This window comes from Lysinibacillus sp. UBA5994, assembly GCF_002429725.1.
GTDB lineage: Bacteria > Bacillota > Bacilli > Bacillales_A > Planococcaceae > Lysinibacillus > Lysinibacillus capsici.
The window spans coordinates 181,383-194,119 of record NZ_DJAU01000026.1 but is presented as its reverse complement, the minus strand read 5'-3'; the positions used below and the strand labels follow the sequence as shown (position 1 = coordinate 194,119).

At 37.7% G+C, this 12,737-nt stretch carries 11 protein-coding genes; all 11 read left to right on the top strand.

Annotated features, from left to right (window positions below; all coding sequences use genetic code 11):
• Positions 1 to 231 precede the first annotated feature (231 nt).
• The 11 genes from B3D98_RS09045 (at position 232) to B3D98_RS08995 (ending at position 12,716) form a co-directional block, all read left to right on the top strand.
• Positions 232 to 1,194, top strand: a complete 963-nt coding sequence (locus tag B3D98_RS09045) for a tyrosine recombinase XerC (RefSeq protein ID WP_054550128.1) — start codon at positions 232 to 234, stop codon at positions 1,192 to 1,194.
• 57 nt (positions 1,195 to 1,251) lie between these two features.
• Complete coding sequence (locus B3D98_RS09040) at positions 1,252 to 1,746, top strand: DinB family protein (protein WP_048392831.1); 495 nt, start codon at positions 1,252 to 1,254, stop codon at positions 1,744 to 1,746.
• Between the two features lie 161 nt (positions 1,747 to 1,907).
• On the top strand, positions 1,908 to 2,057 hold the full coding sequence (locus tag B3D98_RS09035; RefSeq protein ID WP_004230023.1) for a hypothetical protein: 150 nt from the start codon (positions 1,908 to 1,910) through the stop codon (positions 2,055 to 2,057).
• A 214-nt stretch (positions 2,058 to 2,271) separates the two neighbouring features.
• Positions 2,272 to 2,442, top strand: coding sequence for a hypothetical protein (locus B3D98_RS09030; RefSeq protein WP_048392829.1), 171 nt, complete (start codon positions 2,272 to 2,274; stop codon positions 2,440 to 2,442).
• Between the two features lie 391 nt (positions 2,443 to 2,833).
• Positions 2,834 to 4,552 (top strand): putative bifunctional diguanylate cyclase/phosphodiesterase, encoded by a 1,719-nt coding sequence (locus tag B3D98_RS09025; RefSeq protein WP_054550129.1) that lies wholly within the window; start codon positions 2,834 to 2,836, stop codon positions 4,550 to 4,552.
• A gap of 368 nt (positions 4,553 to 4,920) precedes the next feature.
• Complete coding sequence (gene proS / locus B3D98_RS09020; protein ID WP_048392823.1) at positions 4,921 to 6,357, top strand: proline--tRNA ligase; 1,437 nt, start codon at positions 4,921 to 4,923, stop codon at positions 6,355 to 6,357.
• A 296-nt stretch (positions 6,358 to 6,653) separates the two neighbouring features.
• Complete coding sequence (locus B3D98_RS09015) at positions 6,654 to 7,727, top strand: hypothetical protein (protein ID WP_288582503.1); 1,074 nt, start codon at positions 6,654 to 6,656, stop codon at positions 7,725 to 7,727.
• A gap of 14 nt (positions 7,728 to 7,741) precedes the next feature.
• Positions 7,742 to 8,428: a diphthine--ammonia ligase gene (locus tag B3D98_RS09010; protein ID WP_259950750.1), complete on the top strand. Its 687-nt coding sequence runs from the start codon at positions 7,742 to 7,744 to the stop codon at positions 8,426 to 8,428.
• A 280-nt stretch (positions 8,429 to 8,708) separates the two neighbouring features.
• Positions 8,709 to 9,035 carry an ArsR/SmtB family transcription factor gene (locus B3D98_RS09005; protein ID WP_009371344.1) on the top strand — a complete coding sequence of 109 codons (327 nt, stop codon included), beginning with the start codon at positions 8,709 to 8,711 and terminating at the stop codon, positions 9,033 to 9,035.
• Positions 9,032 to 9,442 (top strand): SRPBCC family protein, encoded by a 411-nt coding sequence (locus tag B3D98_RS09000; protein WP_054550133.1) that lies wholly within the window; start codon positions 9,032 to 9,034, stop codon positions 9,440 to 9,442. The genes B3D98_RS09005 and B3D98_RS09000 overlap by 4 nt, the downstream gene beginning before the upstream one ends.
• Before the next feature lie 103 nt (positions 9,443 to 9,545).
• Positions 9,546 to 12,716 (top strand): ATP-binding cassette domain-containing protein, encoded by a 3,171-nt coding sequence (locus B3D98_RS08995; RefSeq protein ID WP_054550134.1) that lies wholly within the window; start codon positions 9,546 to 9,548, stop codon positions 12,714 to 12,716.
• The last annotated feature ends 21 nt before the right edge of the window (positions 12,717 to 12,737 follow it).

The window sequence follows — 12,737 nt, the reverse complement described above, 5'->3', positions numbered from 1 at the left end:
GTCTACTAGATTTTAATATTCATTTACCGAGAACTTTATGCCTAAAATCCTATAACTGTCACAAAATAGTTGTAACAAAAATCCTCTTTTTAAAAAGGGTTTTTTTTATTACCTTCGAACAGAACATTTGTTCTGACGTGCGAAAAAGGGCATTTTTTTTCAATAAAGTTCCCAAATTTATATTTGGGAACGTTTTTTCATGGTAAAATAGAGCAAATAGAGGTGATGAGCATGCAAAAAACAAAACAACCAAAATTCATGAAGGATTTTCTTGTCTATTTAACAACCATCAAAGGAAAGTCTCAGCGCACAAGAAAAGAATATGAATATGACCTGACCTTATTTTTCCGCTTCCACAAAGCTGTCCAGGAGGATTTGGATATAGAGAATTTATCCGCCATTGATATTGGCACTATTACAATAGAAGAAATACGCGAAATGACATTAGAGGATCTTTATTTATTCATGGAATATTGCGAAGTACAGCGAGGCAATTCAGCTGCTGCACGAGCACGAAAAGTGGCCACATTAAAATCCTTTTTTAAATACTTAAAAGGCAAACGTCGACTTATCGAGGAAAATCCTGCAGATGAATTAGAGACACCAAAGATAGGCAGAAAACGACCCATTTATATGAACCTACAAGAAGCTACACAATTTATAGATGGGATTAAAAGCAATCAGGCATCCCCGAGAAATTATTGCATGATGATGTTTTTCTTAAATTTAGGAATACGTGTCACCGAGCTATGTCAGCTTAATAAGACATCCATTCAAGGACGTTATTTAACCGTAATTGGGAAGGGCAACAAAGAGCGCACCGTCTATTTAAATGATAGCTGTATGCAGGCACTTGCTGACTATGAAAACAGTGGGAAGACACCCTATAAAGGCGAAGGCGAGGAGCCCCTATTTGTGTCTCAGAAGGGAACACGCTTTACACGTCAAACCGTTGCCAAAATCGTTAAACGCATTAATCAGCAGTCAGGTCTTCAAAAAGAACGACTTACACCACACAAGCTACGCCATACATCCGCAACGATGATGTATAAAGCAGGGGCAGATATCCGTAGTTTGCAGCACATTTTAGGGCATTCTAGCGTCGCAACCACGCAAATTTATACACATATTGAAGATGAGCAGCTACAGCATGTTTTAGAGAATAATCCATTTAATATTGTTCGTGAAAGATGATTTTCCCCTCTCCATATCGAATATATAGTAGAAGACCTAATGAAAGGGGAGCCAAGGATGTCAAACGTCAAAGAACATCTCGATACCACAAGAACACAATTGCTTCAGGAAATTCACTTATTGGACGATACAACCTTTAATAAGAAACCAGATGCACAAAGCTGGAGTGTGGCACAAATCTGTCATCATCTCGTATTAGTAGAGGAAGCAACAAAGAAAGCCATTACATGGGGATTAAAGGCAGAGGAACAGTCAACACCCGCTCGAAAAAATGTTCAGCTCATCTTAGATCGAACAAGAAAGTTCCAAGCACCGCCTATTGTAGAGCCAGCAGAAGAGCCTTTCACTGTTCAAGCGATGCTGGATTTACTAGCTACAACAAGAAAGAACCTCCTCGCCTTTTTGCAAACAATCGAGGAACCTGAAGCATTAACTAAGCGCGCTGTGAAGCACCCAGCCTTAGGAGAATTACCACTCGACCAATGGATTGAAATGGTCTATATGCACGAGCAGCGTCATATCAAGCAATTACAAGAAATCGTTAGAGAATAACATATATGAAAGGAATTTGGCACAGGAGACGAGCTAAATTCCTTTTATTGTTATTCAATTTTTCTGTTATAATCTCTTGACGTGCTACATAATCTGTTATATATTAAATAAAAATAATAACAACTGTTATAAAACAGATTTAGTTAGAGGAGGAAATTTAAATGTCAAAGTATCGTGATGGTTATGAATTTTATTGTGAAATGTGTGAGCGCTATGGATTGGAGCCAATTTCTTTCCGTTACTATGTATTACAATTATCACAGCAACAACTTTCGGCTTACAATATGCAAGCAAAACAATTAGGAATTTAAAAGGAGTGATTATGACGGAAGCCGCCGTGAATATTTTATGAAAAGCCCAGCCATACTAAATAAAATGGTCTGGGCTTTCGTGATTTCAGCAAGAAATTTCAGATAATTCATTGACAAGTACAGTAGTCTGTTATATATTTTTAAACAAATAATATTTCTGTTATATAACAAAAAATCAGACGTAAAATAGGGAATGTGAAAGGAAGTTATGAGGATGACAGATTATCGAGAAGGTTATGAATTTTATCGTCAAGTATGTGAGGAGCATGGGCTAGAGCCTATTAATTTTCACTATTACATTTCAAGTTTATCCCAAGAGCAATTAGATGCCTACAACATGCAGGCGAAATCAATAGGGGGTTCAATAGAATATGAGGTCTCTTAACATATAAAATGCCTTACTTCCTATGTGGGACAGTAAGGCATTTTACTTTAACAAAAATTTTACAAGACACTCAAACATATTATATAAAACTTTTATATTTTGTATTAAAAAGATAAATAGCCTAAATAAACTATTTAATATAGTTCAAAAGTATTGAATAACAATATATTTAGACAATTACAAGGAGGTTATATCCACTAATTTTTGTCTATTTTATTAAAAACTATCAAATGCAGCTTTGAATGTTTTTGAGATTTGGGTTGAATTAACTGCTTTTCTAAGACTATAATATAATTACAGAAAAAAGGGCGATATACCACAACTTTATACCTCGCTGTAAGATAAAGCAAAAGTACCAAACCCTTCATATTTTAATGAATGGAGAATGAAAATGATGAATATCACGCCTAGTAGTGTTAATCAAATGAACTACAGTCTAAAAGAATTACAAGATATCTTTTCCGCCATGAATAGTTCCATCATTGTAGCGATTACAGATCGTACCGGAAAAATTACTTTTGTTAATGATCATTTTTGTAAAATTTCGAAGTATACGCGTGAAGAATTAGTTGGTCAAGATCACCGTTTACTAAATTCAGGCTTTCATCCCAAATCTTTCTTTAGAGAGATGTGGAAAACAATCGGTAATGGCGATATGTGGAATGGCGAGGTGTGCAATCGTGCAAAGGATGGCAGTTTATATTGGGTGAAAACAACGATTTTTCCGTTCCTAGATGAACGAGGAAAGCCTTATCAATATATTGCCATTCGCGTAGATATTACAGCGCAAAAGGACATTAAAAAAATTACTCATATTGCCTATCACGATGAACTAACAGGGCTACCAAATCGTCGCAAATTAGAACAGCGTTTAGAAAATGAATTTCATCAATCTCGACGTACAGGAGAGAAGTTTGCGTTATTTTTCATTGATGTGAATCGTTTCAAACACATTAACGACGGACTTGGTCATATTATTGGTGATATGTTTTTAGTGGAAATGTCCAATCGTCTGCGCAATATTGATCATACTTCGAATTCTTTTTATCGCCACAATAGCGATGAATTTGTCATGATTCTAAATGATGTCAATCGCATTGATGAAATGGCTAAGGAAATTATTGGCGTCTTCAATGAAAGCTTTATTGTCGATACCTATGAATTTTATGCGAGTATTAGTATCGGCATCAGTGTATTCCCAGATCATGCAAACTCTGTGGAAGAATTATTGAAAAATGCGGATATTGCTATGTATGCTGCAAAATCTACACGAGGTAATCAATATCGACTATATCGTGATAATATGGACGAGGCCAATGATAAATGGCTTTTGCTGGAAACGAAATTACATCAAGCATTAAAGCAAGATCGTCTAGAATTACATTATCAGCCTAAGATCGACTTAAAAACGGATTCTGTTATTGGTATGGAGGCATTGCTACGCTGGTATGATCCTGAATTAGGTCATATTCCGCCAGATCGTTTTATTCCATTTGCAGAGGATTGTGGATTGATTAATGATATTGGTGTATGGGTTTTACGTAAAGCCTGTGCTCAAGCTCGTCAGTGGAATGAATCACATGATTTATCATTGCGGGTAGCTGTAAATATTTCACCAATTCATATTAGTACAGGTGGCTTTGTAGATATGGTGCGTAGTGTCATTGCAGAAACAGGCATTGACCCTAATTTATTAGAAATTGAAATTACCGAGATGAGTATGCTTGATTATACGGAAGATTTAATTGATACTATCAAGCAATTACGAGAACTAGGTATAACTATTTCATTAGATGATTTTGGGACAGGCTATTCATCGTTAAATTATTTAAAAAAATTCCCAGTGGATGTACTTAAAATTGATCGTGCCTTTGTCCGTGATATCGTACCTGAGAAGTCTGGAATCGCTATGATTTCAGCCATGATTTCATTAGCACATGCCTTAAATCTCCAAGTAGTAGCTGAAGGTGTAGAGGAGGAAGCTGAATTAAATGTTCTGCGTGAGCATGGATGTGAGTATGTGCAGGGCTATTATTTTAGTAAGCCTTTATCTGTAGAAGATTTTACGAATCTTATTGTTAATACTGTCACAAATAAATCCAGTTATTAATTGCTATTCCTGAATGATTTTGCTAAAGTGGGATAAAGTAAAACTGTTAACATGATAAACCATTTGATGATGTGGCCAAGTAAGTAAGAATTGTGAAACAGAAAATATAGCACCTGCTGAGAGCTATATCACCGCTTCTTGACTGAACACCTACCACGGAGATGTTATGCAAACATAACCGAGTCGTTTTCGTTACCAAACGTGAGAGGGCTTTATAATCTACGTAAAGCTAAATCAAGGTGGTACCACGTCATTCCAGCACAAAGACGTCCTTATTCAGAGGACAGCTTTGTGCTTTTTTTCTTGCTTCAGCTAAATCTTTATACGGGTTGAACAAGTATTCATTTAACAAAATTGGAGGAGAACACATGTCAAAACAACTAGAAGATTTTTCGAAATGGTATATCGAGACCATCCAAAAAGCCGATTTAATGGATTATACACCTGTTCGAGGCTGTATCGCCTTTAAGCCAGATGGCTATGAAATTTGGGAGCATATTCAGGAGGAAATGGATCGTCGCTTTAAAGAGACAGGACATCGTAATGCCTATTTCCCAATGCTTATCCCTGAATCCTTCTTTCAAAAGGAAAAGGATCATATCGAAGGTTTCTCACCTGAGCTTCCTTGGGTAACCGAGGCAGCAGGGGAACAATTAGAAGAACGGCTAGCCCTTCGTCCAACATCTGAGACGATGATTGGTCATCTTTACTCTAATTGGATTAAAAGCTACCGTGACCTACCAGTGCTAATCAACCAATGGGCTAATGTCTTCCGTTGGGAAAAGAAAACACTGCCTTTTATCCGGACATCAGAATTTTTATGGCAAGAAGGGCATACAGCGCACGTGGATGAAGCAGATGCTCGGCAGGAAACAATGCAAATGCTAGACATTTATAAAGAAGTAGTAGAACAGGTGCTAGCAATTCCTGTCTATGATGGACAAAAAACACCTTCTGAACGTTTCGCAGGGGCTGTCGATACGTACTCTATTGAGGCAATGATGAAAAATGGCAAGGCTGTGCAAGCAGGAACATCCCATTATTTAGGAACAAAATTTGCTGAAGCCTTTAATATCAAGTATTTAAATAAAGCGAACCAGCACGAATACGTACACACAACATCTTGGGGTACATCTACACGCTTAATTGGTTCAGTTATTATGGTGCATGGTGATGAGCAGGGACTTGTTTTACCTCCACGCATCGCACCAACGCAAGTCGTTTTAATTCCAGTAGGACCATGGAAAAAGAACCCTCAAATCATGGAGCATTTAGATGAGATTTTTGCAGCCTTAAAAGCGAAGGGTATTCGAGTACGTTTGGATGATTCAGACCAATCGCCAGGCTATAAGTTCAATGAATGGGAGCTAAAAGGCGTGCCTGTGCGTGTTGAATTAGGGCCACGTGACCTAGAAAACAAGCAAGCTTTACTGAAAGCGCGTGATGAAGAAGAAAAACGAACTGTTGATTTAGCTACAATCATTACAGCTATTGAAGAAGAATTAACAACCATGCAAACGCGCTTATTAGAAAAAGCTCGTCAATTCCGTGAAGCAAATGCTCACACAACAATTGACACACTTCCACAATTACAGCAGCACATTGACACAGCAAAAGACAATGGCACAATCCCAGGCTGGGTGCTTGCTGGCTGGTGTGGCGAGGATGCATGTGAGGAAAAAGTAAAGGAAGAAACGAAATACACATCTCGCAATATTCCTTTCAATCCACCAACAACGAAAACCACATGTATTGGCTGTGGAAATGAAGCAAAACATACAGTTTGGTTTGCACAAGCTTATTAATTAACAAAGCATGAACAGAACGCCCGAACAATTATGAAGCACACTAGGTTGTTTTATAATTTAGTTCGGGCTTTTGATGTTCTGCTAAAAAGACTTTATTTCCATTTAGATAGTCAAAATTCTCACTCTTGTTTCTCCATGGCTCCTCCAGATAACCTCCAAATAGGCATTGATCCAACGAGCTGTCTTAATCACTCATAATGGTGTTCCACCTTAGCATCTATCGCCAAGTTCTCATCATGATTGTGATAAAATGAAGGGACGTTCTGAAAAATCCTAAAGAAATGGGGATATGAATGACAGTATTACAAGAAGTATTTGATCACTACCTAAATATCAAGTTTAATCGGGGATTACCAGCTCTTCAAATGAAGGACTTCGAATATGTTTTATTAGAAGATACTAGCGCAGAGCTCTTTTTTATTGATCACGAACAGGGGACATTTTTGGAATGGGCAGAGGCATTTCAACCACAAAATCCACATTATGTTCAAAAGCCAGACTGGCAGCCTATGCTTACATCTTGTTTCAAGCAGCTAGATGTTTATGATGAGCAAGTTTGCTATTATTTGCTCTACACAATAAATGCAACGACTAGAATAATTCCACGGAACCCGTATAACAAAATGAATGATTTTATGAAAAACTATTGCTTCTTTCAACTTGCTCAATTAGAGCATGTTACGATACTCAGCAAAGAGCAGAAACAACAGTTAAAGGACTTTTTATTCTTTTTCTATCTGTATAGCCATCCAGTGAACGAGGAAACGCTTTATGCTTTTTCGTTCAAAGAAGGAACATTAATTCATGCTAAAACGAATATCAATATGGAGCAATATTTTTCTCATTATCATGATTATATTTGTCAGCATAAGCATGACAGAGCATTGTTAACACCACATGAGATAAATGCTTGCAAGAAGCTGACAATCGAACTTTTGAGAAGCATCGAAGGAAAATCAAAAAGACTCGTTATGCCTTTTGAAGATGGCATAGAGTACCTACATCTAATTAATAATGTAGATGATTTTTTACATATGTTTAATCAAAATAATAAGGCATTCTATCAATTGCTTCATAGCTTTTTATTCGATCATCAATCGAATCCTTATCGTGAGCATTGCTTTAGTATGCTATTACAGAATTATGTCACTTATATTTTGACTTTTCACTTTGATGACCTTATTCAGTTAATAGCGTATTTCCATGACTTACCATCAATATGTAGGATGATTATCAATAAAATTTTTGTCGATACCATCTTTATGCAAAAGATATTGAAAGAGGCCAATATTAACCTTAATAATTATCCAACGATTATAGAGTTTTTTGACGAGGATGCTAGAAGCATATATCTTGATGAACAGTAAAAGGAGACAAGGAAATGACCAACACAACAGGCTGGAAACAGAATGCACAAAATCGCACATTTATTGCTTCATTTAGTGGTGGCAAGGATAGTGTTTTAGCTTTATATAAAGCATCACAGGTGGGCCAAGCAATGGGGCTCATAGTGATGCTAGAGGAAGAAGGGAAACGTTCAAGGTCCCACGGGATGCCACCTGCGCTTATCCAGGCACAAGCTGACTCTATTGGGCTGCCAGTCTATACTGCTGCAGCAAGCTGGGCGGATTATGAAGAAGTATTTGTAGGTTTATTAGTAAATGCAAAGCAACAGGGAGCTGAAGTATTAGTAACAGGAGACTTAGATATGCCTGCACATGGCTGCTGGCACGATAAAGTCACTAAAAAGGTAGGTTTAAAGCTAGGCATGCCATTGTGGGAGATGAACCATCGTGAGGCTGTCGATGAATTTATTCACTTAGGATTTATTACAATGATTGTCACGGTCAACCTATCCTTGGGCATGACGGAGGACGATTTAGGGCGAGTGCTTACCCCTGAATATGTTAAGGAGCTTGAAGCCCGTAGCATTGACCCATGCGGAGAAGGCGGCGAATTCCATACGACCGTCATTGATGGCCCTCTATTCAAGCAGTCAATTGCGGTGCGTAAAGGTTCCGTTATAAGAGATGGAGACTACGCCTTTTTACCCTTAGAGCTAGCATAAATCCACATCAGAAAACCTTTATTGGGATGCGCAATTCATGACAATAAGGGTTTTTCTTTTGAGGCATATTGTTACATGTCTCCATAACAACTGAAGTTAACAAATGAATAATTACCCGAAAGTACATAGGCTCCTCCTCTGTACTTTTTTGTATTTTAGCTAGTTTTCCTTGTAGGTATAGAACTCCTACCACTTTGACCAAAATATTATTTGACTGGACACTATTTGGTGTCATATAATTAAGACACCAATCAGTGTCCTATTAGAAAGGGTGGTGGTTTTGAATAACAATCATCAAGAGCGTGACGTTTATGTAGCCATTGCTGACCCAACAAGACGAAAGTTGATCCGTTTATTGGCAGAGGTAGATGAGTTACCGCTTCACGAATTAACCGCTCAATTTGATATGGGGCGTACTGCTGTCTCGAAACATTTAGGCATTCTAAAAGATGCAGGCCTTGTTCTTGCACGCAAGGAAGGTAGAGAGACGAGATATCGATTGAATGCAGCTCCATTGAAAGAAATACAAGATTGGGTATCGTTTTATGAAGGTTTTTGGAAAGAAAGAATCGCGAAATTACATCTATTATTGGAGGAAAAAAAATGAAACCAGATGTATCATTAGATTTTAAATTTACAAGTTCCATCGAACAAGTATGGCATGCTTTAACAGACTCAGATACACTAGCAAAATGGATCTGGAACAATGACTTCCAACCAATCGTAGGACATAAATTCCAATTCCGTGCTGAACCAAATGAATGGTGGGACGGTATTGTAGACTGTGAGGTACTTGAAGTGGAAGAGCCTCACAAATTATCTTATACTTGGACAAGTGCTGGCGAAACAACAACAGTTACATGGACATTAACACAGGTAGCAGATGGTATGACTCAGCTTCATCTTGATCAAGGTGGCTTCAGCGAAGAAACAAAGGCACGTCAAGGTGCAATCGAGGGAGCAAAATATGCTTGGACAAATATGAGTGCACAGCTTGAAAAAGTATTAGCGTAGTATAAATTAAATAACAGCAAGAAGAGCGCAATTCCGTAGCAAGAATTGTGTTCTTTCATGTTCAGTCTCATCTTTTAATTTTCTTAAATGGAAGGATAACTAAATGAAAATTAATGAACTAATTGCCAATAATATTAACCGTCTAGATGTCGTTTTATCCGACGATCAATCTTTAGCCATAGCAGGTTTGTCTGGCTCAGGGAAGACGACATTTTGTCAAACGATTGGAGAAGAATCCAAAAAACGTCTTGTTTCTTTATTGCCAAAGGCTGAATATCAATATTTGTTTCCAAACATTATGGAAACGAACTTCAGTGCCATCAAAATGGAGGACATGCCCCTTGTACTTTTTCTAGGAAAATCCTCAATCTCTAGCAATCCACGTTCCACAATTGGTACACATACAGGTGTTTTTAAAGAAATTCGTAATCGACTGGCAGATGAGTTTCAGCTATCGCCAGAGATGTTTTCCTTTAACAATGCGTTAGGCTGGTGTCCTGCATGTAAGGGGCGAGGCACGACAAAAAATGTAGAATGTAAAAAATGTTTGGGTAAGCGCTATAGTCCAGATGTGGAGCAGTATAAAATCCCTTTATGGAATGAACTCTATAGTATTTCTGATATTCATCATTTAAGTATAGAGGCCATCTATTCCTTATCAAAAGAATTAAATATCAGTGAAGAAAAACAGCATATTCTGCATAATATTATGCAAATGAATATTGGCTACTTAACCTTAAATCGTATTATGGGGACTTTATCAGGTGGAGAATTAACAAGGCTGTACTTAGCAGAATTCATGGCAACAAGCGAAAACACCGTGATTATTGTTGATGAAATTTCTGTGGGTCTGGACCATAACACCTTACTAAAAATTTTAGAGCAAATACAACAGCTAGGCGCTAAAAACCAAATTTGGTTGATTGATCATTCTGATACTGTGTTAGACACGGCAGACGAGCATCTATTCTTTGGACCAGGTAGTGGAAAATACGGAGGAAAAATCGTTGAAGAATCTCCACGACCAAAGCCTATTTATTGGGAACGAAATCCAGCAGCACCAACATCCTATTATCAATTCGGAGATTTATATTGCCGTAATATCCAAATGGATGCAATAGACATTCCACAAAATCGACTTGTTACCTTTACAGGAGAGTCTGGTTGTGGGAAATCAACGCTTGTTAATGAGTGTATTGCTAAAGATTTTATCAAACGCTATCCCAAGGACAAACTCGTGATGGTTGGGCAAGATCGTAACCAATCCATTACGAGTCGTTCCACTGTCGCTACATTCCTTGATATTAAAAAGAAACTAACAAAATATAGTGAGGACATTGATGATATTTTCCAACGCTCGATTGAAGATATAATCGATGAACTACCTAATGAGGATATCGCACATAAACGCTTAAGCTTATTGATTAAGCTTGGACTAGGCTACTTAACGCTTGAGAGAAAAACGCAATCTCTATCGACTGGTGAATTCCAATGTGTGCATCTAGTCTCAGAGTTATTTGCCAACGCTCGTAATCCCCATACATTATTTATTTTTGATGAGCCTTCTAAAGGGCTATCTCAGAACATTTTAAACCAATTCATCGATAGTGTCAGGGACATCCTAGAGGATGAATCTATCTCCATCATCATGATTGAGCATAATGCCTATATGCTGGAAAGCTCTGATTTTGTTGTTGACTTCGGTAAAAGACAGCAGGAGCCTGTAACACATCTAAATGTAGTTAGCCATGAAGATTATTTTAATCAGGATAATCATTCAATGGGTTCAACTCCATTACAAATCACATCTACACTCGCATTAAGGCAGGGCATTCAATACTTAGAAGACAACCATATTAGCTATTTCAAAAATGCGGAAAATATATATAAGGGTGGCATCTTAAAAAGCTTATCTTCCATGGCTCGTCTGATTTACGGTGAATATGAATCGAACAAAATTGCCCCAGTTGTTGCCATTGATTTGGAAAGACATTTATATAGCCAATATAGCTTCCTGTATGAAATAGGTGGTCTAATCAATCATATTGTGGCTGCTCATCCAACAAATAAGGATACGAGAAGCTTCGATTTTTATAGCCAAGAAAATCATTGCCCTAGCTGCTCTGGTCGATTGGAAATTGAAAAATTCGATTTTGATCTTGTGGTACAAGACAAAAACGTGCCATTTTGGGACGGCCTACTACATCCCGATATAATGGAGGTTTTAAAATACTATCAACATTCTAAATTAGAATTTCTCTTTGAGCAGATTAAAATAGAGCTGGGTCAGGACATTAGTAAAAGCTATCATGATATGACTGAGGAAGAAAAGCATACATTTTTATATGGTTATTGGGACAAGTCCTTTTATGATAAGGCAACAAAATCCTCGAAAAAGTGGGAGGGCTTTAATTTTATCATTGGTCGTTATATCGTGATTTCAAAATCCATTATTAAAGAGCAAATGAAGGAAACAAGAGAAATGGTACCATGCCCAATTTGTCATGGGACTGTGCTCAACCACCAAAAGAAATTACGATTTGGGGACACAGATATTCGTGACTTAATTCGCCAGCCGCTTGATGAAGTCATCAACATTGTAGGCAACTTACCACAATTAGAAAAAATCAAAGCCATCGTGGGCGGAGACATGTCACTGCTACAGGATGTTTCCTTATTGCCAAGGGAAACACAGGTATCCCTAAAAATGCTGGAATTAGAGCTAGCAAGCTTTGTCGGCTATGAAATCGTACTACAAAACGCTTTTCCTTTTTGGGCCAAAATCAAAGATAATCTAGAGCGCATCAGCCATAAAAATCAAGTGACCATCTGTGATTTTGCCAATATACAGGAGACAAGAGAAACCATCATCGATCAATATTTTACGAATGGTAAATATAAAAAACTAACATATGTATATGAAGCATTTGGCTACAAGAAAATCGTAACCCAAATCAATAAAGTCAAAGCCAGTCATTCCTGTCCATTCTGTAAAGGGAAAAAGGTGCTCTCTGAAGATGGACTGCATGATGGAGTCCATAAATTAACCGTGCCCTGTGTAAGCTGTGGCGCAAGTGGCATTAATGAGGAGGGACGCCAGCAAATCGTTGATGGCATTGATGTGGAAACATGGCTAACTGGTACTGTAAGCGATGTTGTTACAGAGGGCTCCCATCTTGAAGCCGTTGCCAATATTCCTATTTTTAATCGTATACGCGAATTGAATAAGCAGGAAATGATGGCAGTCTATCAGTTCCTCCAATCAAATCACTAAATCATCAAACCCATGTGCTTC

Bases quoted from the DNA above. Each gene is read 5' to 3' on its own strand.
- B3D98_RS09045 (WP_054550128.1), top strand. From the start codon at position 232: ATGCAAAAAACAAAACAACCAAAATTCATGAAGGATTTTCTTGTCTAT.
- B3D98_RS09040 (WP_048392831.1), top strand. From the start codon at position 1,252: ATGTCAAACGTCAAAGAACATCTCGATACCACAAGAACACAATTGCTT.
- B3D98_RS09035 (WP_004230023.1), top strand. From the start codon at position 1,908: ATGTCAAAGTATCGTGATGGTTATGAATTTTATTGTGAAATGTGTGAG.
- B3D98_RS09030 (WP_048392829.1), top strand. From the start codon at position 2,272: ATGACAGATTATCGAGAAGGTTATGAATTTTATCGTCAAGTATGTGAG.
- B3D98_RS09025 (WP_054550129.1), top strand. From the start codon at position 2,834: ATGATGAATATCACGCCTAGTAGTGTTAATCAAATGAACTACAGTCTA.
- proS (WP_048392823.1), top strand. From the start codon at position 4,921: ATGTCAAAACAACTAGAAGATTTTTCGAAATGGTATATCGAGACCATC.
- B3D98_RS09015 (WP_288582503.1), top strand. From the start codon at position 6,654: ATGACAGTATTACAAGAAGTATTTGATCACTACCTAAATATCAAGTTT.
- B3D98_RS09010 (WP_259950750.1), top strand. From the start codon at position 7,742: ATGACCAACACAACAGGCTGGAAACAGAATGCACAAAATCGCACATTT.
- B3D98_RS09000 (WP_054550133.1), top strand. From the start codon at position 9,032: ATGAAACCAGATGTATCATTAGATTTTAAATTTACAAGTTCCATCGAA.
- B3D98_RS08995 (WP_054550134.1), top strand. From the start codon at position 9,546: ATGAAAATTAATGAACTAATTGCCAATAATATTAACCGTCTAGATGTC.